Here is a 23,912-nt window from a genome sequence, read left to right as displayed (position 1 = left end):
GAGGAGAGAAGAAAGAGGGAGTTAGTGGATGAGATGGCAGCCGTACAACGAAAACAATTTTTCCTTTGACATCACCAAATATTTCGGCGGGCGGACAAGCGGCATGAGACGGTGTTGGGCCACTGTCATCATCGGCCAATGGGATGCCATTTTAAACCAACGGTAAAATGAATTGCCAATGTCAATGGCATCAAATCCGAGTCTCTCACAACCTTTATTTAACATCGTCACGCCGATGATCCCTTTTATGCGGGAGGACTGTTTGTGATGGTAAAGATGATGAGCGACATGCGGCAAACCGGCTTTCACTTGTTCGAAAATATAACGTCCTTTTTGAATATCGCTTCGATACTGCATCAGTTCGCGAAGCAGACGAACATTATGAAGGTGAATTTTCAACAGCCAGTCATTGGCCGCGATCGTCGTTCCGTCCGAAAGGTGAATGGTTTCACCCTTGTATCGAAGCAAACGGACGCGGAAAATGGAACGACAGCCGTTCTCTTTCCCACCAACATATTCGAGGCGGGAACATGCATAATAGAGCGGATCCATCAGTCCCCATACAGACAACAGCCACTGCGTCGCTTTGCTTCTCATTGGCGGCATCCTTCCCTGCTCGTTCTATCCATTTACATTATGGAATCGATCGAGCGCCATTATAAATGGAGAAAAAAGGAGAAAAAATCGCTGCATAACCAGTCGGGAGACGCGCGTACTGAGGTCCAGTTCCATTTCACCCCCTGCCCCAGGCTGTATCCCACCCGAACACAAGCGGAGCTGATCAACCAAACGATCGGGTTTTTGCAGGAAGGGCTTCGTTTGCTGTCGTTGTAGGGCAGTCGAACCGTGGGACGCACGGGGATGGCTTGGTTCATAGCCTGCCGTTGGGCGGGTGTTCCCAAGAATCTCCCACCTCTAAGCGTTAGCGTAGGTGGGAGAGCGTTCAATAAACCACCAACTCTCTAGAAGAAAGACGGAAAGAACAACCCTGAACGGCAAACAAAACGCGCCTGCCTTCCCGGATCGCGAAAGCAGGCGCCGTTTAGCGGCGGGTGCTGACGGTGACGAATACGAATTTGTCGTACCGATGACGGGAAAAGGAGTATTCAAAGGGCTCTCCATTGTTCAAAAAACCAACCTGTTCCAATTCCAACACCGGATCGTCGGGTGCGCACTGCAAGTACTGGCGATCAAGCTCATTCGGCTTATCCGCGCGGATCTTTCGGTGCGACCCTGCAATCGTTAAGCCGAGTTCGTGAGTGATGTAACGATAAATCGAGCCATGAAGCACCGTTTCGTTGAGCCCCGGGATCAAATGGACGGGCATATACGTCCGTTCAATGACGTACGGTTCGCCATCCACATTGCGCAGCCGGATTAAGTGGTACACCGGTGTGTTCGCGTCGATGCACAAATGAGCAGCCACCTCATCAGATGGAAACAGCACTTCAAACGTGATAATATGGCTTGTCACCTTTCGACCTTTCAATAAACTCGTCAAGCCGAGCGTTTCGTTGCTGACGACGTTCACCAATCCATCAAGCATGGCGGATTTTACAATAAACGTGCCATGGCCGCGCTTTCGATACAACAGCCCTTCGGACACAAGCAGATCAAGCGCCCGTTTCACGGTCATCCGGCTGCAGCCAAACTCCTCAGCGAGCGAGATTTCATCAGGAATCGGCTCGTCTAGGGAATACACTCCCTCTTTAATTCGTCTGCGTATTTCGTTAGAAATTTGCTCATATTTTGGCATCGTTTTCATCCCTCGTCATTGTCCTATTTTCATTGTACGAACAATCATCTGTTTGCACAATAGCCAATGCGGCTTTCTCCTTCACTGCTTTTGCGTTGCCGCTCCGTCCTCCCAACCGACAAAAAGCGCCCCGCTGCCCGGGACGCCTTGCTTTCCGTTTAAAATCCGTTGTTTTCTGCCAACGATTTAAACCAATAACCACTTTTTTTAATGGTTCGTTTCAAACCGTTCTCCAAGTCGACTGCCACGAGCCCATACCGATTTTTATAGGCATTGGTCCACGACCAATTGTCCATAAACGTCCAAATATGGTAACCTTTAACATTTACTCCTTCTTCAATCGCGCGATGCACCCATTTTAAATGCTCTTGAATGAATTCAATCCGGTAGTCATCGTGAATCATGCCGCTTTCATCACGGAACCGTTCTTCTCCTTCAACACCCATCCCGTTTTCAGAAATAAAGCACTCAATGTTTCCATATTTTTCTTTTATATTAATTAAAATATCATAAATACCTTTTTCATAAATTTCCCAACCGCGATACGGATTCATTTTCCGCCCCGGCATGGCATAGTAATCGAAAAACCGTTCAGGCAAAAACGGGGCGTCCGGATTTGGCATATTTTCTTTTGCCTTGACGCGGCGCGGTTGATAGTAGTTGATGCCGAGCAAATCAATCGTGTTTTCTTTGATCAGCTCGCGATCACCGGCTTCCGTTACAGGCAAAAATCCATGTTCATCCAACAGTTCAATCAAATCTTGCGGGTATTCTCCTTTCACCGCAGGATCTAGGAAGCTCCTGTTAAACAACAAATCGGCAATATGCGCCGCTTTCACATCAGCAGGGTGCTGGCTGCGCGGATAAGACGGCGTTAAATTCAAAATAATGCCGATCTTTCCATCCGGTATCGCCGCCCTGCGGAAGGCGGCAACCGCTTTGGCATGAGCAATCATCGTATGGTAAGCCACTTGTACAGCGCGGCGGAAGTCTACGATGTTGGGGTAATGAAAATCATATAAATACCCGCCTTCCACCGGAACGATCGGTTCATTGTGGGTAAACCATTTTTTTACCCGATCCCCGAACAAATCAAAACAAATGCTGGCGTAGCGGGTATATGCATCCACGACTTCGCGGCTTTCCCAACCTCCGATATTTTGCATTGCTAACGGCATATCAAAATGATACAAATTCACAAATGGCTCGATCCCACTCGCCAATAGTTCATCAATGACTGCATTGTAAAACCGCACGGCTTCCGGATTGACCTCACCGACTCCATCTGGAATCAAGCGTGACCACGAAATCGAAAACCGGAATGAATTATGCCCGATCTCCTTCATCAAAGCAATATCCTCTTTGTAGCGGTGATAAAAATCTGATGTGGTTGACGGACCGACACCGTTAAAAAAGCGATGTGGCTCCTTCTCATACCAATGATCCCAAATGTTCTTCCCTTTCCCCCCTTCGTTTGCCGCTCCTTCGATTTGCGTCGCTGATGTCGCACTTCCCCACCAAAATCCGGCAGGAAAGCGATACGTGATTGGTTGCTTTGATCGTTGTTCCATCGTGATTCACCTCATTTGCTGTATCGTTATGATGCACTTTTCGCAGCGTCTTGCCCCTCTTCCCGCTCTTTTTGCAAGTTCATCCGGTCAATGAACTTTAAGAATGGAAACCAAATGACAAGCACAATCAGGAAATTGACCACTTGCAGCAATCCGCCGGCCAGCGAGTTCGTCGCCATAATGCCGTTGATGAAAATCGGCACCGTCCACGGCACCGCTACGCCGTTAGGCGGCGGTACAAGGCCTGAGGACATCGCCAAATAGGTCACCAACGTGACGACCATCGGTGCCAAAATCCACGGGACGATGACGAGCGGATTCATCACGACCGGCAAACCGAAAATAATCGGTTCATTGACGTTAAAGATTCCGGGTCCGAGCCCGAGCTTAGCCACCTGCTTCATTTGCTTGCTCTTCATAAAGAGCAAGATGGCGAAAATGACAGCGAGCGTCATTCCCGTTCCGCCCATGCCGACCGTGTAAATTTCAATAAACTGTTTGCTGACGACATGCGGAACTTCCCCCGTTTTTGTATACGCATTTAAGTTTTCGAGCGACAGTGTGTTCCAAATCGGATCCATCACCGAGTTAATGATGATTTGCCCATGCAATCCGAAAAACCACAAAATTTGCGTGACAAAAATCGCGATCAGCGTTGGAATAATGCCGCTTCCCAGCCCGACAAGCGGTGCTTGCACTGCATTGTAAATGACATCATGCATGTTTGTCTTAAAAATTTGTGTTACAATGATATTAACGACGAGGAAGAAGGTCAGGGTGACCACCGCCGGAATCAACGCCGCAAACGACTTCGCAACCGCCGGCGGCACCCCGGCCGGCATTTTGATTGTAATATTTTTTTGCACAACCTTCCGGTAAATTTCACCAGCAGTAAATGCGGTAATCATGCCAAGAAACATCCCTTTCGCTCCTAGGCGGTCGAGCGGGATGACTCCTTGCACAGCCTCTTTCCCCTCAACCTGCAAAACGAATGGCGTCAACAAGAGAAAAGAAGCTAACGCGATCGCACCGCCAAAAACCCCTTCGACTTCATAACTTTTCGATAAATAGTAACCAATGCCGAATACAACAAAAATCGTCATCACGCCCATCGTTGCATTTGGAGCAACGCCGAGCATCCCCTTGAATGTATTGAGGCTGTTTTCACTCATCACCTTGTCCAAAAACGGCAAGTTGGCGATGACGACCGCGATCGAACCGAAAATCGTCAGCGGAAATGCTAACATAAACGCATCGCGCAACACTTGCAAATAACGGCTATTGTTCAACTTTCCTGCGATCGGAACGAGAACTTTGCTTAGTTTTTCGAATAATGCTTGGTTCATGTCGCCATCCTCCCTTTACACGTTTCGTTCCTTCAACAGCGCAAGCATTTCTTTTACAATTTCTTTCATTGCCAGCGTTGACATGACATGGTCTTCCGCATGCATAAGAAGCAACGTAAGATTTGTTTCTTCTCCACCCGCTTCTTTTTGAATGAGCTGAAAATGAACATCATGGGCGATGCTTAAGTCTTGCTCTGCTTCTTGAATCAGCCGCTCCGCTTCTCCGACCTGTCCGTTCCGGTATTCACGGATGGCTTGGACGATTTTGCTGCGGGCATTGCCGCTATGCAAAATCAACTGGAAAGCGACTTGTTCATTGGTGAGTTGATTGACATCGATTTTTTCCATCTTACTTGTCCCCCATCAATTTCAATGCCTGCTCATACACTTTTTTGCCATCCGCCATCCCATAAGCCACCATGTCAATGACATCGACTGGAATGCCGTATTTTTGCGCTTCTTTTTGCAATTCCTCTTTCAAAAAGCTCATTTGTGGGCCAATAAGAATGACATCGGCTTGGGCCATCTCTTTTTTCGCCTGATCTTGGCCGACCGCCCAAATCTCTGCCTCCTCACCGACGGATTTTGCATACTCCTGCATTTTCGTCACTAGCAAGCTTGTCGACATGCCAGAACTGCACGCCAATAAAATCCGTTTCATGATTCATTCCTCCTCTTTTCATTGAGTAAAATAAATGATATCGTTTTCAATTTAAATTATATACATTTATTTTTATTTGTCTAGTCATTTAATAAAAAAGATTAATATTTTTAAAATCAACCTTTTAATCCTGCAAACAAAAAAGCACGCACGAATCTCTGTGCGCGCCAAACAACTATGCTCTTACGATTGGACAAACGCCGCTGTGTTTACATCCTGTTGGCACACGGCCAGGCGGTTTTCTGCATGCTTTGCTTCCAAGCAGGGGATGCATCCAAAATTCGAATCTGCCCGCGCCCCTAGGAACGCCGCCGAAAATGCGCATTCATTTGCCCTTTCAACATCCGCTCGCGCAGCTCTTTCGTCATCTCTTGACGGATTTCCCACGTCGATACCCCTTCCTCGCGCTGATTGGCGATTTTCATCAACTGCTCCACATCGGCGAACGAATATTTGCGGATGCCTTTCGAACGGTCAGGGAACACCAGCTTCCGTTCCTCGTAATAACGAATTTGCCGTTGCGACAGCCCGGTCAGTTCGCTGACAACCCCGATCGAAATGACTTTTTTGTATTTGTAGTGATCTTCTTGCGGATGAGCTGTCATACTCCTCACCTCAATACGTTATATTTTCTAACGTAATTATACAAAAAATGATGTTAGCTCGCTAACTTTTGTAAATAAAATTAACATATTTTTTAAATTTCCTGTAAATGAGCTTAACACATTTGCTGTACACTGAAGAAAAAGATAGTATGGTAAAGGTAAAAACAGGGAGGGAATCGAATGGGGACATGGATGAGAAGCGCCGTGCGGAAGAAAAAGCAATTTTATATTGAACAGCTCGTACGGTTCGGCTTAGCCGCTGACCGTGAGCGGCTTGAAGAATGGACAATGGCCGAACTGCGACGCGAATACGAACGATTCCACCCCGCCCAGACGATCGAAGGAGGACGCCGCCATGGACAAACAAGCGCTCGAACTGGCCAAGCGCATCATTGAGCTCGATCTGGAGCGCGATGCGATGTTTGAGCAACTGATCGCGCTCATCGGCAACCGAGCAGATGAACTGCTTCGATTTTTGCAAAATCGATTGTAAAACGATCGCAAATGAGAAAGTGCCCTGAATTTCTTCACGGGCACCTTTTCTCATCATCATTCTTCAATAGACAGGGTTACATCAATATTGCCGCGGACAGCTTTGGAGTACGGGCACATTTGACCAAGAAGAATGTTGTTCATCATTCAGCCGCACAAGCAACGACCGCAGCAACATCAACAATTCGCTCCACTCTTGATTGGAAAGCCCTACTCGTTTGACAATTTCTTCTGGTATGCATTGTGCCTTTTGTTTGATTTTCTCGCCCTGTTCTGTTAAAACAATGCGCACAACCCGTTCGTCTTCTGGCGATCTCAACCGTTGAACGAGACCATTCTCCTCCATTCTTTTCAACATTGGCGTCAGTGTGCCAGAATCCAAATACAATCGTTTTCCAAGCTCTTTCATCGTTGTCTCCCCTTGTTCCCACAACACGAGCAAAACGAGATATTGCGGATATGTAATCCCTATTTCTTCAAGAAAAGGACGATATAACTTCGTCAATTCACGAGAACAAGCATAAATGGCAAAACAAAGCTGATGGTCTAAACGCAGCGCATGATCGTTTGACACGATTTCTTCCTCCATTTCTTTTCAAGGTTGGACACCTGCCTCCTTCTCCCTATTATATCGATCTCCCTCTTCGTCTGAAACCCGTTGGAGGCTTTCTGAAGGAAGATGATGAAGAAGGCTCCGCCTGTTTCCTTACAGAGGCGAGAGCCTTCCGAAATCAGTGATAAGGGTGGACGTCGCAAAACCGCACCCTCTTTGTCAGCCTAAAGAAAGGACTGTTTTCCACCAGTTTTTTCGTTCAATCAAACGATTTCCTTTGAAAGTTTGCAGCGCCTCTTTGGGTTGCCCCATTCATTCTGCTGCTTTTTGAGAGAAATGTTCGATCGTAACCGTCGTCCCTTGAAGGCGACGAGCAGCCATCACCGCGATCGCGAAAACGAAAGCAAGCATCCAAAACCCATACGCCGAAGAGCCGGTCCACTGCTTCATCACCCCGAGCACGTTCGGCAGCAAAAACCCTCCCAGTCCGCCAGCGGCGCCGATGATGCCCGTCAACAAACCGACTTCTTTCGGAAACCAGGTTGGAACGACTTGGAACAAAGCACCGTTTGCCGCACCAAAGCAAAGAAAAAGAACGACCATCAATCCGAACACGATGAGAAGGGGCGGCAATGCGCCGATGAACGCAAGCAAAACCGCACCAACGGCAAACAACAAGGAAAGAAGCCGCATTCCGCCGATCCGGTCAGCGAGATAACCGCCAATCGGGCGGATGAAACTGCCCGCAAACACGACGGCGGTGACGAAATCGCCGGCCGTGACTTTACTGACGCCGTATTCATCAAAGAAGAAAATGCCTAAGTATCCCGTCAGCCCGACAAATCCGCCGAATGACAAGCTGTAGAAGAAACAAAACAGCCATGCTTCTTTTCGACGGAGAACGGCTCCGTATTCACGCAACGAAACGGGTTTCACCGCTGTTGGACATTCACGCGCCAGCCAAGCGAATAGAAAAAAGACAACAACTAGCGGGACGAGCGCCAATCCGAACACCGCGTTCCACCCATACGCCTCCGCCAGCCGCGGGCCAAACAGCGTTGCCAGCACCGTCCCGCTGTTTCCGGCCCCAGCGATCCCCATGGCCAGCCCTTGATATTCTTTCGGATACCAGCGGCTCGCAAGCGGCAACGCAACGGCAAAGCTGGCTCCGCCCACCCCTAATAAAAATCCGAGCGCATACACATCCGACATCCGGTCAGCGAACTGCCACCCCCACACAAGCGGCACAGCTGTCACCGCCATGCCAAGCAGACCAGCCCGCTTCCCGCCCCAGCGGTCGGCGAGCATCCCCATCGGAATGCGAAGCAGCGCCCCGCCCAACACGGGAATGGCGACCATCATCCCTTTTTCCGCCGGCGTGAGCGCAAACGACTCAGCGACAAATACACCAAGCGCGCCAAGCAAGTTCCAAATCATAAAGCTGATATCAAAATACAAAAACGACGACAATAGCGTCGGCGCATGCCCGACGCGCCAAAACGATTTCCTCGCCATCTTCCCCCGACTCCCCCTTGGCACAGAGTGTTTGTTATGTTAAAATGGAAATGAAAGCGATTTCTCCACCTACTTCCCGCCGTATTGCCGGGAAGTTTTTTTTCTGCATTCGTGATTCATTGAAAAATTCGGCGATTGACTAGACCCATCACCATAGCGTTCCCCGCTCGCGAACCTTGATGAGTGCGGTTTCCAACTGCTGATGAGAGGCAGAACGATGTTTGAATCTTGATGGCTAATTTCTCCCTAAATCGACCACCGGCCGCACCCGAGCTGCGCACCGCTTAAACGCCGGCATCCGGCAATGCGGATCGAGCTCATCGGATGTGACGTTGTTGATTTGCCCAAGGCCGCTCCAGTGGAATGGGACAAAAATGGTATCCTCGCGAATTTGATCATTGTAACGGCTGCGGACGACCGCCGCACCGCGCCGCGTTTCAATGCGCACAAGCATCCCTGGGCCGATCCCGTATCGTTTGGCTGTCCTCGGGTGGATCTCGACGGTCGCCTCCGGCTGCCGCGCCGCCAGTGCTGGACTGCGCCGCGTCTGCGTTCCACTTAAATAATGGGCAAGCACCCTTCCTGTCGTTAAATAAAGCGGATAACGTTCATCCGTCTCCTCTTTGTCCATCCAAAACGGCAAAACCGCAAACCGCGCCTTGCCGTCCGGATGAGCAAACCGTTCCGTAAACAACCGAGGAGTCCCAGGATGATGCGGATCGGGGCAAGGCCAGTAGACACGTTCGCGCCGAAGCCGCTCATACGTCACACCGTAATAATCCGCTTTGCCGCCGCGGCTCGCCAACCGCAGTTCATTGAAAATCTCTTCGGCTGACGTGAACGGGAAGAAGCGGCCCTTGCCAAGCTTGTGCGCAATCGCGCATAAAATTTCCCAATCATGTTTCACCTCCCCAGGACGCTTCCGAGCCGCCGGCCGAAAGCACACCCGCCCTTCGACGTTCGTCACCGTCCCTTCATCTTCCAAATACGAGGAAACAGGCAACACGAGATCCGCCAGCTCGGCTGTTTCCGACAAAAACATATCCGCAACGACAAGAAACTTCAGTTTTTGCAACGCTTTGGCAACAAACGCCGCGTTCGGGCTGGAGACGACGGGATTCGATCCCATGACCAACAGCCCGGTAATCTCGCCCGCACCGATTTTTTGCATCATTTCATACGCTGACACTCCCTTTCGCGGCAGCTCATCCGGCGAAATGCCCCATATGTTCGCAATATACCGGCGGTGTTCCGGATGCTCAATGCTTCGATAGCCCGGCAGCTGATCAGCTTTTTGTCCATGCTCGCGGCCGCCTTGTCCGTTTCCTTGCCCAGTGATCGATCCAAAACCCGAACCGGGACGGCCGATTTTCCCTGTCGCCAATACGACATTCATCCAGTGTCTGACCGCCGCATAGCCGTCCGCTTGCTGTTCAAGGCCACGCGCCGTGAGCACGATCGCATCGGCCGCCTCCCCGTACTTTCGCGCCGCCAAGCGAATCTTCTCTTCCGGCACGTCAGTCAGCCGGACGATCTCATCCATCTCCACTGCTTCTATGTGCTGTTTCCATTCGGCAAACCCAACCGTCCGCTCGCACACAAACGCTTCATCGATATATCCTTCGTCAAGCAGCACTTTCCCGATGCCGACGGCCAGCGCCGCATCCGTTCCGGGCTTGAGCGGCAGGTGCAGATCCGCCAACGCCGCCGTTTTCGTTTCCCGCGGATCCACCACGATGATAAAAGCGCCGTTCTTCTTCGCTTCATAAAAATACGGCATCAACGTCGGCTGGCATTCGGCGACATTGGTCCCAGCCAAAATGATCGTCTGGGCGAGTGGAATGTCGGAGAGCGGATTCGTCAACCCGCGGTCAAGACCAAACGCGTCGTTCATCGCGGCCGCGGCCGCCGACATGCAAAAACGGCCGTTGTAGTCGATGTGCCGCGTCTTGAGCGCCACGCGGGCAAATTTCCCGAGCAAATACGCCTCCTCGTTCGTCAAGGATCCGCCGCCGTAAACAGCAAACGCATCGACTCCATCTTCCTTCTGAATGGAGATGATTCGTTCCGCGATCAGCGAAAGCGCCTCCTCCCAACGGACCCGCACAAACCGGCCGTCCACTTTCGCAAGCGGAACCAACAGCCGCTCGGGATGCAAAGCGTGCTGGTGGGCGTTCATCCCCTTTAAACAAAGGCGGCCGTTGGACGTCGGGTTGTCGGTCGGGACCGCCTTGTAGCGGCGCCGCTCTACAATCCGCTCCTCCACCAGCTGAAGCGTGCACTGGACGCTGCAAAACGGACATTGCGTCGCGGCAGCCGTTTCTGACGCCCGTTCTTTTTCCTTGGCGCGAAAGTAGCGCAGCAATTCGTTCGTCATCGCCATTCCCCCGCTTCCTACAGCTCGACATATACCAAGCCGTCTTTCACCGCCGCGCGGTACGTTTTGACACACCCTTCATCCGGCGCCTGCGCCTGACCGTCTCTTAAGCAAATTTTCCAATCATGAAGCGGACAAAACACAAACTCGCCGCTCACAATACCTTGTGACAAATCGCCTCCTCGATGCGGACAGCGGTTTTCAACGGCAAATACTTGATCGTCACCCGTCCGGAACAACGCCAGCTCACGATTCCCGACCCGCACGCATTTTCCGAGCCGCTTCGGCAGCTGTTCCAATGTTCCCACTTCCACCTTCATCCTCTCTTCGTCCTCCCCCTGCATCGATGTCTGATCCTGTTTGGCCATTCCTTTACAAACTTTCATGAACAACAACGTAAAATCGTCGTTTCGCAAACGAAAACCTCGTTTCCGGCTGGACGATGGCCATCATTTCCCTCTCTTCGTTCCAGCATTGATCCTAACCCATGATCAATCCAGGCGGCGGAACATCAACTTTTTCCGCCCGCCGCCATCCCCCTTCATTCCACCGGCACCGGCTCTTTGTCGCCGATATCGCGGAACAACATTTGTTGCAGTCTCTCGTTTTCGACGATTTCCCGCCACGGATCTTTTGTCGCCGAAAGAGCTTTGTGAAGCCGTTCGAGCAGCGCGCGGCGCGTTTCCACATCGAACAACACTTCGCGGATATGCTCAAGCCCAACGCGCTCGACCCATTTGGACGTCCGTTCCAAATAATGCGCGGACTCGCGGTAATATTGCAAAAAAGCGCCGGTCATCTCGATCACCTCGTCTTCCGTCTTGACCGTGCAAAGCAAGTCAGCTGCACGCAAATGGGTGCCGCCGTTGCCGCCGACATAAATCTCCCATCCGCCCTCGACGCCGACGATGCCGACATCTTTAATGCCCGATTCCGCGCAGTTGCGCGGGCAGGCGGAGACGGCCATTTTCACTTTATGCGGCGTTTTCAGCCGCTCAAATGTTTGTTCCATCCGAATGCCAAGCCCGGTTGAATCTTGCGTGCCAAAGCGGCAAAACTGCTTGCCGACGCACGTTTTCACCGTCCGCAGCGCCTTGGCGTAGGCGTAGCCTGACGGCATGCCGAGATCGGCCCAAATGCGCGGCAAATCTTCTTTTTTCACCCCAAGCAAGTCGATGCGCTGCCCGCCTGTGATCTTAATCATCGGCACGTTGTATTTTTCCGCGACATCGGCGATGTTCCGCAGCTGCTCGGCTGTCGTCACCCCGCCGTATATGCGCGGCACAACGGAGTACGTGCCATCGGCCTGGATGTTGGCGTGCAGCCGTTCATTGACAAACAAAGATTCCGCTTCTTCATCGTACTCACCCGGATAAAGCATGCCCAGGTAATAATTGAGCGCCGGACGGCATTTGGAACAGCCTTCCTCGTTTTTCCATCCCAATACGCTCATGACTTCTTTGACCGTCATCAACCGTCTTTGTTCGATGGCCTCGAGCACTTCCTCACGGCTTAGGTCCGTGCAGCCGCAGATCGTTTCTTTCACCGTATACCGATTCGCTTCTTCACCGAGCATATGCTCAAGCAGCTCGGCGACAAGCCCTTTACACCCGCCGCATGAGCGGGACGCGTTCGTATAGTCGCGCACCTCGGCGACCGTCTTAAGCCCGTGTTCGGCAATCGCCTGACAAATCGCGCCTTTTGTCACCCCGTTGCAGCCGCAAACAACATCGGTGTCGGCCATCGCCGCCGCAAGGCTTCCCTTCCCGCCTAAAGCGGCTGGGGCAAACAGCGACAGCGAGAGCGCCTCAACCGAATCGCCGCGCTGGATCACATCGAACAGCTTTCGACCTTCGCTCGTATCGCCAAACAGCACCGCCCCAACGATTTTCCCTTGGCGAACGACGACTTTCTTGTACACCGAGCGCGCTTCGTCATACAGTTTGATCGACTCCGTCCCTTCGCCATCCATAAATTCACCAGCCGAGAACACGTCGACACCGGACACTTTCAGCTGAGTCGCAACGACAGATCCTTCATACGGCTTTCCTTTTCGGCCGCAAATCGCCTCTGCCAGCACTTTCCCCTGCTCATAAAGCGGAGCGACGAGCCCATACACAACACCGCGATGTTCCGCGCATTCACCGACCGCGTAAATGTGCGGCACGCTCGTTTCCAAGTAGTCATTGACAACGATCCCTCGATTCACTTCAATGCCGCTTCTCCGCGCTAAATCAACATTCGGACGAATACCGACCGCCATCACCACCAAGTCGGCGGCAATGGACGTACCGTCCTTAAACCGCACTCCCTCCACACGGCCGTTGCCGAACAATTCGGCCGTCTCCTTGCGAAGCAAAACGTTCATCCCTTGTTTCTCCAGCTCCCGCTGCAGCAGCTTCGAAGCGGTCGGGTCAAGCTGGCGTTCCATCAAATAGTCGAAAATATGGATGACATCGACATCCATCCCTAAGTTAAGCAGGCCGCGTGCCGCCTCCAATCCAAGCAAGCCGCCGCCGATGACCGCCGCTTTTTTGTACGTCTTCGCATATTCGATCATCCGCTCGCAATCTTGGATGTCGCGAAACGCCGTCACCCCGGGCAAATCCGCTCCCGGCACCGGCAAGATAAACGGATTCGACCCCGTCGCGAAAATCAATTCATCGTATTCGACTACCCGCCCACGGTCGGTCCGGACAAGCCGCCGCTCGCTGTCGACTTCCGTCACCGTTTCACCGGCAAACAGCCGAATGCCATTTTGTTCGTACCATTCCCAACTGTTCAAGGTAATCTCATCAATGGACGTATCCCCTTGCAGCACCTTCGACAACAAAATGCGGTTATAGTTTGGATGCGGCTCGCTGCCAAAAATCGTAATCTCAAACGCCTCGCGATCGAGTTTTAAAATCTCCTCGATGCAACGAACTCCCGCCATGCCGTTGCCGATTAACACGAGTTTTCGTTTCATATCGTCATCCCTCCATACTTCTTGTCATCGATGCAGCCAAAGCCGGATCGTCATCACCAGCATCTCCCATAATCCGACCGTTCTTGTTTTCATCACCCTCACATTCCCCCTTTGCCTTGGCTGTGCCCATCATATCACGTCAAACATGAAGCATGCATTTTTTATGTTAGATTATATAACGCGATTTTAACAAAAAAACATAATAATCATATAAAAAATCAGATTAATATACGTATTTGTCGGAAATATGTAACTTTTTATAACATAAAAAAGCGACCTTCCGCTTGATGGAGCGGAGGCCGCTTCTTGTTGGAGGTTTGCTCGTTAAGGGGATCATCAGTGAATCGGACGGGATTCCAGCAGTTCATCGATGATGCGCGCGTAGTGGTCAATGCGCCGCTCCAGCTCCTCCATCTGCCGCTCAAGGCGGGTGACGTATTGACGGAAGGTCATCGGAGCGCCGAATCGCTGTTCGAGCCGCTCTTCGATTTTCTGCCGCTCGCCGTGGACAGAGACGAAGATGCGCATCTCGCGGCCGAACACTTCGCGGACGGTTTCACTGATGAGTTCGCCGTATCTTGTTTGCAGCCATTCACATTGAATGTCGTTGAGGCATTCAATGATGAGCCAATCGTCATCCACCGTCGCCGACGTCGAGGCAAACCACGTGTCAAACGACGGGCCGGGCAGCTTTTGCGCAAGCTTCGTTTTCACTTGCTCCCACAGATGATACTCCTTCACACATTCACCCCCTTTCGTCTACTCGCCTGGCTGCCATAGATGTTCGCGCAATTTCGCCCGAATGTCATCCGGAATCGGCTCGGGCCGCCCGGTGTCAAAATTGAAATTGACATACACCGACCGCCCTTTCGCGCAGACCACACCGTTTTGATGAATTTCTTCATAAATCGTAAGGCTTGTGTTGCCGATGCGCTCAATGCCGGTATACACGGTCACATCTTGCCCATAATACAGTTGGTTGACGTAGTCAACCTCCATGCGGATGATCACCATCCGCCAACGTTTGAATGACAAGTCAGGCGTAAACAGCTTGAAAATTTCATGCCGCCCCGCTTCAAACCAAACGGGCACGGTCGTATTGTTAATATGGCCGACGCCGTCCGTTTCTGACACGCGCGGCGTAATGACAGTCGTAAACACGAACGCCCCTCCTCCACAAGAACTGGAATCGTCTTTTGTCGAATTTCGGCGGCTGATGTATATGTGTTCGCTTCACGACGTGGAAATTCCTGCTTCACCATCAAGAAAACATGAAAACGTCGCCCCTTGAGCGGAAGGGGGATCCAACTTGAGAAGTGAGACCCTATTTCCAACAGCCAAAGAAAAAACAGGAGCCTGAAGCAGCCCCTGTTTTTCTCCTCATTCGTTGTTCGGTTCGACGATCGTGCCGGCGAACGCGGCTTGATAAATCGTGCGGATGTCGTCTTCCGAAAGCGGCATCGGGCTGCGGGCGAGCAGCCGTTTTTGCTGGACGGCGTCTTTCGTCAGACTTTCTAACGCACTTTCCGGAATGCCAAAACCGCCGAGCGTCTTCGGGATGCCGACATCGGCGACGAGGCGCTCGAGCTCCTCGACGCAGCGGCGCGACGCCTCCTCCTCTGATAAAAAGCTTGAGTTGCCGCCGAGGGCGTTTAAGATATCAGCCATTCGTTTCGTGCAGCTTTGGCGAATGTAGCCCATCACATACGGCAAGAGCACGGCGTTCGATTCACCATGGGCGATATGAAACTGCCCGCCGAGCGGATACGCGAGCGCATGCACGCCCGCCACCCCAGCGTTGAAAAACGCCAACCCAGCCAGGTAGCTGCCGTTCGCCATATCGATGCGCGCCTGTTGGTCCGCTCCATGTTCCACCGCCTTGCGCAATGAGCGAGAAATCAGGCGCATGGCGGCGATGGCCAACCCATCCGATGTCGGACTCGCGTTGACCGACACGTACGCTTCAACCGCATGGGTAAGCGCATCAATGCCCGTCGCCGCCGTCACCCGCGGCGGAACAGAAACCGTGAGTTGCGGGTCGACGATCGCCACATCGGCCAGCAAGTAGTCATGCGTCACGACATCTTTCGTCGTGTCTAGCGACAAGACGGAGATGTTCGTCACCTCCGACCCGGTGCCTGATGTCGTCGGAATCAATATTTTCGGCAATCCTTTTTTCTCAAGCGTTCTCGTCCCCGTCAAGTTTAAATACTCGGCGACCGATCCTTCGTGGACAGCCAGCACCGCCGCCAGTTTCGCCAAATCCATCGCGCTGCCGCCGCCGACCCCGATGACGAGATCAAACTCTCCGCCGCGGGCAAACGCCACCGCCTTTTCCCCCGTTTCAAGCGGCGGCTCCGGCACAACATCCGTATACACATGCACGCTGCATCCTGCTTGCCGGAGCGGGGACGTCACTTGCTCGACGAGGCCGAGTTTTTCAAGCGCTGGATCGGTGATCACCAACACGTGTTTTGCCCCAAGCCTTTTTACTTCTGGAACTAACTGCGTAAGCGCCCCCCAGCCGACATGGCTGAGCGGCGGAAAGACGATGCGGGATGCGGTCATGGTTTTCTCTCCCCCTTATTCAACATTTTTTCGGAAGAATGAACGCGTTTTCTTTCCATCCGCATAACCAAACTCCTATGCTCGCCAAGCTTCCTCGAGCTCCCTCTTCAGCTCTTCGACAAGCTCCGCGGCCGGAAGCTCCCGCGCCAGCCGATATCCCGTCCCGGCCCAAAGCGACATTCCCTCCGGGTCGCCCGCCTTGGCGGCAGCAGCTCGCAGCGGCTTCGTCATATGGTGCACATGCGGATACGCTGCCGGCGCCAAGGCGCGATACTCCGCCATAAACCGGTTCACAAGCCCGCGCGCCGGCCGGCCGGTAAACGCCCTCGTCACGGCCGTCTCCACAAACCGCGGATCGGCAAGCGCCTGTTTATGAAGCGGGTGCGCCCCGCTTTCCGGGCAGCGCAAAAACGCCGTCCCGAGCTGCACCGCGCTCGCCCCGGCTTTAAGAGCCGCCGCAATGCCGCGCCCATCCATGATCCCGCCCGCCACCACAAGCGGAACCTGAACCGCCGCCCGCACTCGGGCCAGCAGCGGAAACAACTCAAGCGCCTCATCCTGTTCCGGATCGTTGCCAAACGACGCCCGATGCCCTCCCGCTTCCGCCCCTTGCACACAAAGCGCATTCGCCCCGGCTTCGGCGGCCATGCAGGCTTCTTCCCTTGATGTCACCGTCACCATGACAAACGACCCGGCCTTTTGCAAGGCGGCGATCACTTCCTTGTCCGGGCAGCCGAACGTAAAGCTCACGACCGGCACCCGCTCCTCAAGAAGCACATCAAACTTCGCCGCCCAGTCGTCGTCCTCCCATTTCGGCTCGCCGACTGACGCCCCAAACCGCTCCGCCTCCGCCGCCAGTGCTACACGGTACCGTTCGACCGCCTCCTCATCCACTGTTTTGTCCCCCGGCACAAACACATTTACCCCAAACGGCCGATCCGTCAACGTCCGAAGCTCGTGAATTTCCTTCCTCATGGCCTCCGCTGTCTTGTACCCGCCGGCCAAAAACCCAAGCCCTCCGGCGTTCGACACCGCCGCGGCCAGTTCAGGCGTCGACACCCCGCCTGCCATCGGCGCTTGAATGATCGGGATGGGAAGTGTAGAGAACATGGCAATACCCTCTTTCTGCATTAGCGGTTGTCCTATCCTCGTTTACGGTTTCTTAACTCTTTCGCGTTTTACTCAAGAAATTCCTTCATCGTTGCGTATAGGAGCATTTTGATTCTCCTACAAAGGGATAAAAAACTGATACGGCGAAGAAATAACGAGACACAGGCTGTCTTTATGAAAGACTATGACGGGGATCAAATAATGAAGCAACTAAAAACCAAAATCGAAAACAACGAGGAACTAACAGAACGAGATGAGTTGAATCTTATCTTTTTACCCTTGATGAAAAGTACTGTAGACTGTTCAGAACGAGCAATTGAGGCAGTAGAATTAGCCCAAAAGATTACAGATCCAGAAAAACAATTCCGCTTATTGTCAACGATTATTGCTGTGTCGGACAAATTTATCGATGAGAAATACGTTGAAAGACTAATGGAGGCGATCAAAATGGTGAGAGTACTTCGGGAATTGGAAAAAAGAGCAGAGCTGAAAGGGAGAATTTTTGAAAGCCAACAAGCCATCAAAAAATATATGAAAGCCCGGTATGGAGTAGCGGCAAAAGAAATACAGGACAAAGTAGATACGATCACCGATTTGTATATATTGACCCATCTGTTAGATGACATTTTCGGAGCTGAAACACGTGAAGAAATCGAACGACTAATCGACGAAGCGATCACAAAACAATCACAGATGAACCAAAGCACAAAACAGTTGGAAAAATAAAATGCTTCTCCCCCAACCCACCAGCCGGTTTGGGGGAGAGAAGTCACGGCCGAAACGCCTTTAACTGTTTCGCCAGTTCTTTCGTATGCGGATATACATCGCGATAAATCGCAAACAGCTCTTTGTATTTCGCCGCCGCATCCGGCCGCGGTTCGAAGACGGATTCGACTTGTTTGAACGCATCCGCGCATTGCTTGAGCGAATCGAACCAACCGACGCCGCACGCAGCGATCATCGCGGCGCCGAGTCCCGGCCCTTGTTCGTTCTTCAGCTTTTCCACCGGGAGATCGAAAATATCGGCTTGGATTTGCAGCCACTCAGCGCTTTTCGCCCCGCCGCCGATCGAGACGACCGAATCGATCGTTTTGCCGCTCGCTTTGATGATCTCCACCGACTCGTTGAGCGAGAACGTAATCCCTTCCATGACCGCGCGGGCGAAATCCCATTTCGTCTGCCGCGAGTCGATGCCGATAAACGACCCGCGAATATCAGCGTCCGCATAAGGCGTCCGCTCGCCGACCAAATACGGCGTAAACAACAACCCGTTCGCACCGATCGGCGACTCGGCAGCGCGCTGGACGATCTCGGCAAACGGCACGTCCTCGGCAAACGTCCGCTTCCACCAGTCAAAGCTGTAGCCCGCCGCCAGCGTCACGCCCATGATATAGTAAGCATTTGGCTCAGCATGGTTGAAATAATGCACTCGTCCAGCGAAATCTTTTTCCCCACTTTGTTCATACGCCAAGACGACGCCGGATGTGCCGATGCTTGACATCATCTTCCCTTCCGCCAAAATGCCGGCGCCCACCGCGCCGCAAGCGTTGTCCGCCCCGCCGGCGAACACGTTCACCGATACCGGCAGCCCGGTCTGTTCCGCCACCTCCGGACGCAGCGTCCCGACCCATGCCGTCGCCTCAACAAGCGGCGGGCAAAGCGAAAGGTCGACATCCACCGCCCGGGCGATCTCCTCGCTCCATGTTTTCTTTTCGATATCCAGCAACAGCGTCCCCGCCGCATCGGATACATCCATCGCGATGTGCCCAGTCAAACGGAAACGGACATAGTCTTTGGGCAATAAAAACGTCCGCGCCCGCTCATACAGCTCAGGTTCATGGTTTTTCACCCACAACAGTTTCGGCAGCGTAAACCCTTCGAGCGCCTCGTTTTTCGCCGCCGCAAGCAGCGTCTCTCGACCGACTTTCGCTTCAATTTCCCGGCACTCGGCTGTCGTTCGCGTGTCGTTCCATAAAATCGCGTTGCGCACGACGTTCCCGTCGCCATCAAGTAGCACAAGCCCGTGCATTTGCCCAGAAAAACTCAAGCCCACGACCGACTCCGGAGAAATGCCCGCCGTCTCCCACACGCGGCGGAGCGCGACGATCGTTTTTTTCACCCAATCGTCCGGGCGCTGCTCACTATAGCCGGAATGCGGCTGGTAGAGAGGATAGGACTCGGTCCATTCCCCTCTTACCTGCCCGTTTCGATCGACAAGCAATACTTTGACTGCACTCGTTCCTAAATCGACGCCAATGACGTATTCCAAAGTCATCCCTCTTTCACGAACGAGATCCACTCGGCGCGCTGACTTCGAGCAAATATTGATTCAGCAACGTTTTCAAGCGTTCGAGACGGCCGGACGTATTGCGAATTTCGCCGAGCTGCAAGGCATACTCCTCGAGTTTTTTGAAATCGGCCGTTCCTTCGACAATTTCGCGGCCAATGCCTTCCGTATAGCTTTTGTACCGCTCTTCGATGAACTGTTCAAATACGCGGTCTTCCAACAAGCGATGCGCGACTTTCAACCCGATCGCAAAGCTGTCCATCCCGGCAATATGAGCGTAGAACAAGTCTTCCGGTTCAAACGAGCCTCTTCGCACTTTCGCGTCAAAGTTCAAGCCGCCGCGCCCAAGGCCGCCGTTTTGCAAAATTTCATACATCGCCAACGTCGTCGTATACAAATCGGTCGGGAATTCGTCCGTATCCCAGCCAAGCAGCGTATCACCTTGGTTCGCATCGACCGAACCGAGCATGCCGTGGATGCGGGCGACGCGCAGCTCATGTTCAAACGTATGGCCCGCCAACGTCGCATGGTTCGCTTCGATGTTGAATTTGAAGTAATCCTTGAGCCCGTACGTTTGCAAGAACGCCAGCGCCGTGGCCACGTCAAAATCGTATTGATGCTTCGTCGGCTCTTTCGGCTTCGGCTCGATCAAAAACTGGCCGTCAAAACCGATCTCTTTCGCATAGTCGACCGCCATGTGCAAGAAGCGAGCCAAATTGTCAAGCTCCAACTTCATGTCCGTGTTCAGCAGCGTCTCATAACCTTCCCGTCCGCCCCAGAACACGTAGTTTTCCGCCCCGAGCCGCTTCGCGATCTCCAACCCTTTTTTCACTTTTGCCGCCGCATAGGCGAACACGTCAGCGTTACACGACGTCGCCGCCCCGTGAACGAAGCGCGGATGGCTGAACAAGTTCGCCGTATTCCAAAGCAGCTTCGTTTTGCTTGTTTTCATGTATTCTTCAATCATATCGACAATTTCATCCAAATTTTTGTACGTCTCGCTGAGCGTCTCCCCTTCTGGGGCGATGTCGACGTCATGGAAGCAGAAAAACGGAACGTTCAGCTTTTCAAACAGCTCAAACGCCGCCTCGACGCGCGCCTTCGCCAGATCCATGCCGCTGTACTTATTCCATGGACGAATCATATTGCCGACGCCAAACGGATCCGACCCATCCCCCGTAAACGTATGCCAATAGGCCACTGAAAAGCGCAAATGCTCCTCCATTGTTTTGTCGCCGACTTTTTCTTCTGGATTATAAAACTTAAACGCCAACGGATTGCGCGACTCCGGCCCTTCATATGGAATAGTGCCGATATTCGGGAAATATGCCATTTCAAGTCCCCCTTCATAAGCGAGAGTGATTTGCTTCAGTTTCATTATAACGCTTTCATGTTTGTTTGTCTATCATATAAACAAAGTGTTTTCACCTGTAAAACCACAACTATGTTAGTTGAAGTTTTACAGGGGGGATGGGCATACGATCCCCCACACTCTAGATATTACCGTTTTTTATTACATAATGCTTTACATTCCGACGCTTGTTATGATGACTTTCTGTTTCCACAACTACTTTCAGATTTTAAAATTCAACTTAGTCAGCACTAAATCGATACCTTGTCATCGACACCTGCTCCTTGTCAGCCGGCAATACGATCGACGGAAACTGCGGATGATGGATCGCATCCGGCAGCCCTTGCGTTTCCAGGCAGATGCCTAAATATTTCCGCGACGGCACGCCGCCTAGATCCAACCCTTCCGGCAGCTGGTTCGATGTATACACCACCACGCCGACCTCATCCGTCTCCACCGTCAGCACCCGCCCGCTCTCCGGGTCGGAAAGCACAATCTCTTTGTCATGATGCCGATCGAGCCAAAACGGATGGTCATAACCCCCGCCGACGAGTGCAATTTGCGGATGCCCCGATTCGACCGCCTCCCGGATCGTCTTTCCTTGCCGCAAATCAAACGGCGTGCCAGCCACATCCAAGACGCGGCCCGTCGGAATCAGCTCCTCATTCAATTCCAGCACACGCGAGCTTTGGATGGTCAGCGTGTGATCCAAAATATCACGCTTGCCGTTGCCGCTTAGGTTAAAATACGTATGGTTCGTCAAATTGAACAAAGTGGTTTTGTCCGAACGAGCCCGGTGTGTGATCGTCCATTCGTTGTCATTGTTCAGCCAATATTCCACTTGAACATGAACTGTTCCCGGGTACCCTTCCTCCCCGTCTGGGCTTGTGTACGAAAAGACGACGCCGACCGCATCGTCGCGCTGGACGGGCTCGGCCTGCCAAAGCACGCGGTGGAATCCGTTCGGCCCGCCGTGCAAGTGGTTGTTGTGTTCGTTTTTCGCCAGTTGATATGTGATTCCATCAAGTTCGAAGCTCGCTCCACGAATGCGCCCCGCCACCCGGCCGATCACCGCGCCAAAGTAAGGGGCGTTGGTCAAATACGGTTCAAACCGGCCAAACCCTAGCACGACATTTTCGATCTTGCCGTTCCGGTCGGGAACGCGGATGTCCGTCACGATGCATCCGTAGTTTGTCGCCGACAGTCCCATGCCGCGGTCGTTTGTCAAGGTGAATAAGAACACGTCGTTTCCATTCCATTCGGACCACTTTTCGTATGTAATGTTCATCTCGATTCTCCTCCCTTTATAACCGCACGATCGCTCCCGTTTTCATCGATGTGCGGCAAGCATCAAGCGTCCGTGCTTGTTGGATCATGCGCTCCGGGGAATACAACAGCGGCGTTCCTTCGAGAATGGAGCGCGAAAAGTGCTCGATTTGCAGCGCGTATTGGTCGCCTGCCACCGTTTCCTCGCGTACGTTCCCATCAGCCGTTGCGACCGTAATCCGCCCCTCACCGCCATCGACATCTGGTCGATACGCCCGCGAGACAACGATTTTTCCCTTCGTGCCCACTACTTCGTATTCGTTCTGAAAGAGCATATCAAAACTGCACGTGAACTGCGCAAGAACACCGTTTTCCATCCTCATCCAACCGCTCGTCGTCAAATCGACCGAATGGTGTGGATCAAAACAAGATTGGACGAACAGCTCAACGGGCTCGGTATCAAGAATGTGTCTCGTCGAATGCACACAATAGCAACCGACATCGAACAGACTTCCCCCGCCAAGCTCATCGTTCATGCGGATATTCGTTTCCCGGTCTTGCAAGTAAAAGGAGAAATGGGAGCGCATGTACTTAACTTCGCCGATCTCGCCAGCGGCCAAAAGCTGTTTGACCCGTTCGTGCTGTGGGTGGAACTGGTACATGAACGCTTCCATGAATAAAACGCCATTTTTCTCGCATTCCTCAATCATGCGCCGGACATCTTCTGCGCATAAAGCGGCAGGTTTTTCACAAAGCACGTGCTTTTTCTTCTTCGCCGCTTTGATTGTCCATTCAGCGTGCAGGCTGTTTGGAAGCGGAATATACACCGCATCGATGTCACGATCATCGAGCAGCTTTTCATAGCTATCATACGCCTTAGAAATTCCGAGCTCCTGCGCTACCTGATCTGCCCGCCCGCTTTCACTGGCGATCGCCACCACCTCGGCATAATCCGCCCGATGAATGGCAGGAATCATCACGTCTTTCGCAATGGCGGCCGTACTTACGATTCCCCAGCGGGCTTTGCGTTCCATTTTCGGCCCTCCTTCCTGTTTCTCAAAGGGATAGGCTGGCCCTCAGACCAGCCTTCATTTCCTTATCGTTTTCCTAAACGAATAACGTTCCACGATAACTTCGGCAGCGTCGCCGACACTTTTCCAGCGGACAGCTGAGCGTCGCCGTTGCGGTGCGGAACCACCGGGGAAGATTGCGCGGAATTCGTTTGTTTCACGTTTTCATGCTCCAAAACGATATGCTCAATGACGCGATAGTCTTCAAAACTGCGAACATCGCATTCGAGCAGCAACGCATCGTCCATATCACGGTTGACGGCAAAAATCGTCACTTCTTCTTTTTCTTCGGTATTGTCAAAAGTTTATCCTCCACACTCACGGTTTTCCCTTGAGTTTCAACGGTTGGAAGAAAAAAAGCTTGCCACCCCCGTTGTTTTCGGCCATCATTGAGGTAACCACACACTCAACAGCCA

The 23,912-nt window shown here is 52.5% G+C and carries 23 protein-coding genes and 1 pseudogene; 3 read left to right on the top strand and 21 right to left on the bottom strand.

Annotated elements, in window-relative coordinates:
• Nucleotides 1–21: 21 nt before the first annotated feature.
• The 7 genes from ACVBDQ_RS08025 to ACVBDQ_RS07995 form a co-directional block, all read right to left on the bottom strand.
• Nucleotides 22–597 (bottom strand): YkoP family protein, encoded by a 576-nt coding sequence (locus ACVBDQ_RS08025; protein ID WP_144329590.1) that lies wholly within the window; start codon nt 595–597, stop codon nt 22–24.
• A 445-nt stretch (nt 598–1,042) separates the two neighbouring features.
• On the bottom strand, nt 1,043–1,756 hold the full coding sequence (locus tag ACVBDQ_RS08020) for a GntR family transcriptional regulator (RefSeq protein WP_023634484.1): 714 nt from the start codon (nt 1,754–1,756) through the stop codon (nt 1,043–1,045).
• Nucleotides 1,757–1,914: 158 nt separating this feature from the next.
• Nucleotides 1,915–3,327, bottom strand: a complete 1,413-nt coding sequence (locus ACVBDQ_RS08015; protein WP_081130700.1) for a glycoside hydrolase family 1 protein — start codon at nt 3,325–3,327, stop codon at nt 1,915–1,917.
• A gap of 26 nt (nt 3,328–3,353) precedes the next feature.
• Nucleotides 3,354–4,673 carry a PTS cellobiose transporter subunit IIC gene (gene celB / locus ACVBDQ_RS08010; RefSeq protein WP_021321473.1) on the bottom strand — a complete coding sequence of 440 codons (1,320 nt, stop codon included), beginning with the start codon at nt 4,671–4,673 and terminating at the stop codon, nt 3,354–3,356.
• A 15-nt stretch (nt 4,674–4,688) separates the two neighbouring features.
• Nucleotides 4,689–5,021 (bottom strand): PTS lactose/cellobiose transporter subunit IIA, encoded by a 333-nt coding sequence (locus ACVBDQ_RS08005; RefSeq protein ID WP_020279317.1) that lies wholly within the window; start codon nt 5,019–5,021, stop codon nt 4,689–4,691.
• Nucleotide 5,022: 1 nt separating this feature from the next.
• Nucleotides 5,023–5,334 carry a PTS sugar transporter subunit IIB gene (locus ACVBDQ_RS08000; RefSeq protein ID WP_011231349.1) on the bottom strand — a complete coding sequence of 104 codons (312 nt, stop codon included), beginning with the start codon at nt 5,332–5,334 and terminating at the stop codon, nt 5,023–5,025.
• A 299-nt stretch (nt 5,335–5,633) separates the two neighbouring features.
• Complete coding sequence (locus tag ACVBDQ_RS07995) at nt 5,634–5,939, bottom strand: MerR family transcriptional regulator (RefSeq protein ID WP_011231350.1); 306 nt, start codon at nt 5,937–5,939, stop codon at nt 5,634–5,636.
• Between the two features lie 180 nt (nt 5,940–6,119).
• Here ACVBDQ_RS07995 and ACVBDQ_RS07990 point away from each other — a divergent pair, with 180 nt between their 5' ends.
• Both ACVBDQ_RS07990 and ACVBDQ_RS07985 read left to right on the top strand, forming a co-directional pair.
• Nucleotides 6,120–6,335 (top strand): Fur-regulated basic protein FbpA, encoded by a 216-nt coding sequence (locus tag ACVBDQ_RS07990; protein WP_041467865.1) that lies wholly within the window; start codon nt 6,120–6,122, stop codon nt 6,333–6,335.
• On the top strand, nt 6,295–6,432 hold the full coding sequence (locus tag ACVBDQ_RS07985) for a hypothetical protein (RefSeq protein WP_011231352.1): 138 nt from the start codon (nt 6,295–6,297) through the stop codon (nt 6,430–6,432). The genes ACVBDQ_RS07990 and ACVBDQ_RS07985 overlap by 41 nt, the downstream gene beginning before the upstream one ends.
• Nucleotides 6,433–6,513: 81 nt before the next feature.
• Here ACVBDQ_RS07985 and ACVBDQ_RS07980 read toward each other — a convergent pair whose 3' ends face one another.
• The 9 genes from ACVBDQ_RS07980 to ACVBDQ_RS07940 form a co-directional block, all read right to left on the bottom strand.
• Nucleotides 6,514–7,020 carry a MarR family winged helix-turn-helix transcriptional regulator gene (locus tag ACVBDQ_RS07980; RefSeq protein WP_014195965.1) on the bottom strand — a complete coding sequence of 169 codons (507 nt, stop codon included), beginning with the start codon at nt 7,018–7,020 and terminating at the stop codon, nt 6,514–6,516.
• Between the two features lie 276 nt (nt 7,021–7,296).
• Complete coding sequence (locus tag ACVBDQ_RS07975; protein ID WP_011231355.1) at nt 7,297–8,499, bottom strand: nitrate/nitrite transporter; 1,203 nt, start codon at nt 8,497–8,499, stop codon at nt 7,297–7,299.
• Between the two features lie 235 nt (nt 8,500–8,734).
• Nucleotides 8,735–10,882: an assimilatory nitrate reductase catalytic subunit NasC gene (gene nasC / locus ACVBDQ_RS07970; protein WP_446663162.1), complete on the bottom strand. Its 2,148-nt coding sequence runs from the start codon at nt 10,880–10,882 to the stop codon at nt 8,735–8,737.
• Nucleotides 10,883–10,893: 11 nt separating this feature from the next.
• Nucleotides 10,894–11,196, bottom strand: coding sequence for a nitrite reductase small subunit NirD (nirD, locus tag ACVBDQ_RS07965; RefSeq protein WP_446663170.1), 303 nt, complete (start codon nt 11,194–11,196; stop codon nt 10,894–10,896).
• Nucleotides 11,197–11,417: 221 nt separating this feature from the next.
• A complete protein-coding gene (nirB, locus tag ACVBDQ_RS07960; protein ID WP_446663161.1) occupies nt 11,418–13,844 on the bottom strand; it encodes a nitrite reductase large subunit NirB in 2,427 nt (808 codons plus the stop codon).
• Between the two features lie 336 nt (nt 13,845–14,180).
• Nucleotides 14,181–14,585, bottom strand: a complete 405-nt coding sequence (locus tag ACVBDQ_RS07955; RefSeq protein WP_042380773.1) for a DnaA N-terminal domain-containing protein — start codon at nt 14,583–14,585, stop codon at nt 14,181–14,183.
• Between the two features lie 18 nt (nt 14,586–14,603).
• The gene (locus ACVBDQ_RS07950) at nt 14,604–15,005 is read right to left on the bottom strand and encodes an acyl-CoA thioesterase (protein WP_446663160.1); all 402 of its coding nucleotides are present in this window, start codon (nt 15,003–15,005) and stop codon (nt 14,604–14,606) included.
• Nucleotides 15,006–15,224: 219 nt separating this feature from the next.
• On the bottom strand, nt 15,225–16,412 hold the full coding sequence (locus tag ACVBDQ_RS07945; RefSeq protein ID WP_446663159.1) for an iron-containing alcohol dehydrogenase: 1,188 nt from the start codon (nt 16,410–16,412) through the stop codon (nt 15,225–15,227).
• Nucleotides 16,413–16,487: 75 nt separating this feature from the next.
• Nucleotides 16,488–17,522 carry a nitronate monooxygenase gene (locus ACVBDQ_RS07940; protein ID WP_138187051.1) on the bottom strand — a complete coding sequence of 345 codons (1,035 nt, stop codon included), beginning with the start codon at nt 17,520–17,522 and terminating at the stop codon, nt 16,488–16,490.
• A gap of 201 nt (nt 17,523–17,723) precedes the next feature.
• Between ACVBDQ_RS07940 and ACVBDQ_RS07935 the strand changes: the two genes are divergently transcribed.
• Complete coding sequence (locus ACVBDQ_RS07935) at nt 17,724–18,248, top strand: hypothetical protein (protein WP_138187049.1); 525 nt, start codon at nt 17,724–17,726, stop codon at nt 18,246–18,248.
• Between the two features lie 43 nt (nt 18,249–18,291).
• Here ACVBDQ_RS07935 and xylB read toward each other — a convergent pair whose 3' ends face one another.
• From xylB to ACVBDQ_RS07910, 5 genes and pseudogenes are all read right to left on the bottom strand, one after another.
• Nucleotides 18,292–19,791 (bottom strand): xylulokinase, encoded by a 1,500-nt coding sequence (gene xylB / locus ACVBDQ_RS07930; protein WP_446663158.1) that lies wholly within the window; start codon nt 19,789–19,791, stop codon nt 18,292–18,294.
• Between the two features lie 13 nt (nt 19,792–19,804).
• Nucleotides 19,805–21,142: a xylose isomerase gene (gene xylA / locus ACVBDQ_RS07925; protein ID WP_446663157.1), complete on the bottom strand. Its 1,338-nt coding sequence runs from the start codon at nt 21,140–21,142 to the stop codon at nt 19,805–19,807.
• A 259-nt stretch (nt 21,143–21,401) separates the two neighbouring features.
• Nucleotides 21,402–22,448: an aldose epimerase family protein gene (locus tag ACVBDQ_RS07920; RefSeq protein WP_011231367.1), complete on the bottom strand. Its 1,047-nt coding sequence runs from the start codon at nt 22,446–22,448 to the stop codon at nt 21,402–21,404.
• A 16-nt stretch (nt 22,449–22,464) separates the two neighbouring features.
• Nucleotides 22,465–23,460 (bottom strand): Gfo/Idh/MocA family protein, encoded by a 996-nt coding sequence (locus ACVBDQ_RS07915; protein ID WP_446663156.1) that lies wholly within the window; start codon nt 23,458–23,460, stop codon nt 22,465–22,467.
• Nucleotides 23,461–23,522: 62 nt separating this feature from the next.
• Nucleotides 23,523–23,786: pseudogene (locus ACVBDQ_RS07910) on the bottom strand (alpha-L-arabinofuranosidase C-terminal domain-containing protein); the annotation flags it as partial.
• Nucleotides 23,787–23,912 lie beyond the last annotated feature (126 nt).

This window comes from Geobacillus sp. CCR, from assembly GCF_052906625.1.
Note: the sequence above shows the minus strand (reverse complement) of the source record. Positions and strands in the feature narration are given on the sequence as shown.

Coding starts and splice junctions, on each gene's coding strand:
- ACVBDQ_RS08025 (WP_144329590.1), bottom strand. CDS start 597: ATGAGAAGCAAAGCGACGCAGTGGCTGTTGTCTGTATGGGGACTGATG.
- ACVBDQ_RS08020 (WP_023634484.1), bottom strand. CDS start 1,756: ATGCCAAAATATGAGCAAATTTCTAACGAAATACGCAGACGAATTAAA.
- ACVBDQ_RS08015 (WP_081130700.1), bottom strand. CDS start 3,327: ATGGAACAACGATCAAAGCAACCAATCACGTATCGCTTTCCTGCCGGA.
- celB (WP_021321473.1), bottom strand. CDS start 4,673: ATGAACCAAGCATTATTCGAAAAACTAAGCAAAGTTCTCGTTCCGATC.
- ACVBDQ_RS08005 (WP_020279317.1), bottom strand. CDS start 5,021: ATGGAAAAAATCGATGTCAATCAACTCACCAATGAACAAGTCGCTTTC.
- ACVBDQ_RS08000 (WP_011231349.1), bottom strand. CDS start 5,334: ATGAAACGGATTTTATTGGCGTGCAGTTCTGGCATGTCGACAAGCTTG.
- ACVBDQ_RS07995 (WP_011231350.1), bottom strand. CDS start 5,939: ATGACAGCTCATCCGCAAGAAGATCACTACAAATACAAAAAAGTCATT.
- ACVBDQ_RS07990 (WP_041467865.1), top strand. CDS start 6,120: ATGGGGACATGGATGAGAAGCGCCGTGCGGAAGAAAAAGCAATTTTAT.
- ACVBDQ_RS07985 (WP_011231352.1), top strand. CDS start 6,295: ATGGACAAACAAGCGCTCGAACTGGCCAAGCGCATCATTGAGCTCGAT.
- ACVBDQ_RS07980 (WP_014195965.1), bottom strand. CDS start 7,020: ATGGAGGAAGAAATCGTGTCAAACGATCATGCGCTGCGTTTAGACCAT.
- ACVBDQ_RS07975 (WP_011231355.1), bottom strand. CDS start 8,499: ATGGCGAGGAAATCGTTTTGGCGCGTCGGGCATGCGCCGACGCTATTG.
- nasC (WP_446663162.1), bottom strand. CDS start 10,882: ATGGCGATGACGAACGAATTGCTGCGCTACTTTCGCGCCAAGGAAAAA.
- nirD (WP_446663170.1), bottom strand. CDS start 11,196: ATGAAGGTGGAAGTGGGAACATTGGAACAGCTGCCGAAGCGGCTCGGA.
- nirB (WP_446663161.1), bottom strand. CDS start 13,844: ATGAAACGAAAACTCGTGTTAATCGGCAACGGCATGGCGGGAGTTCGT.
- ACVBDQ_RS07945 (WP_446663159.1), bottom strand. CDS start 16,412: ATGACCGCATCCCGCATCGTCTTTCCGCCGCTCAGCCATGTCGGCTGG.
- ACVBDQ_RS07940 (WP_138187051.1), bottom strand. CDS start 17,522: ATGTTCTCTACACTTCCCATCCCGATCATTCAAGCGCCGATGGCAGGC.
- ACVBDQ_RS07935 (WP_138187049.1), top strand. CDS start 17,724: ATGAAGCAACTAAAAACCAAAATCGAAAACAACGAGGAACTAACAGAA.
- xylA (WP_446663157.1), bottom strand. CDS start 21,142: ATGGCATATTTCCCGAATATCGGCACTATTCCATATGAAGGGCCGGAG.
- ACVBDQ_RS07920 (WP_011231367.1), bottom strand. CDS start 22,448: ATGAACATTACATACGAAAAGTGGTCCGAATGGAATGGAAACGACGTG.
- ACVBDQ_RS07915 (WP_446663156.1), bottom strand. CDS start 23,460: ATGGAACGCAAAGCCCGCTGGGGAATCGTAAGTACGGCCGCCATTGCG.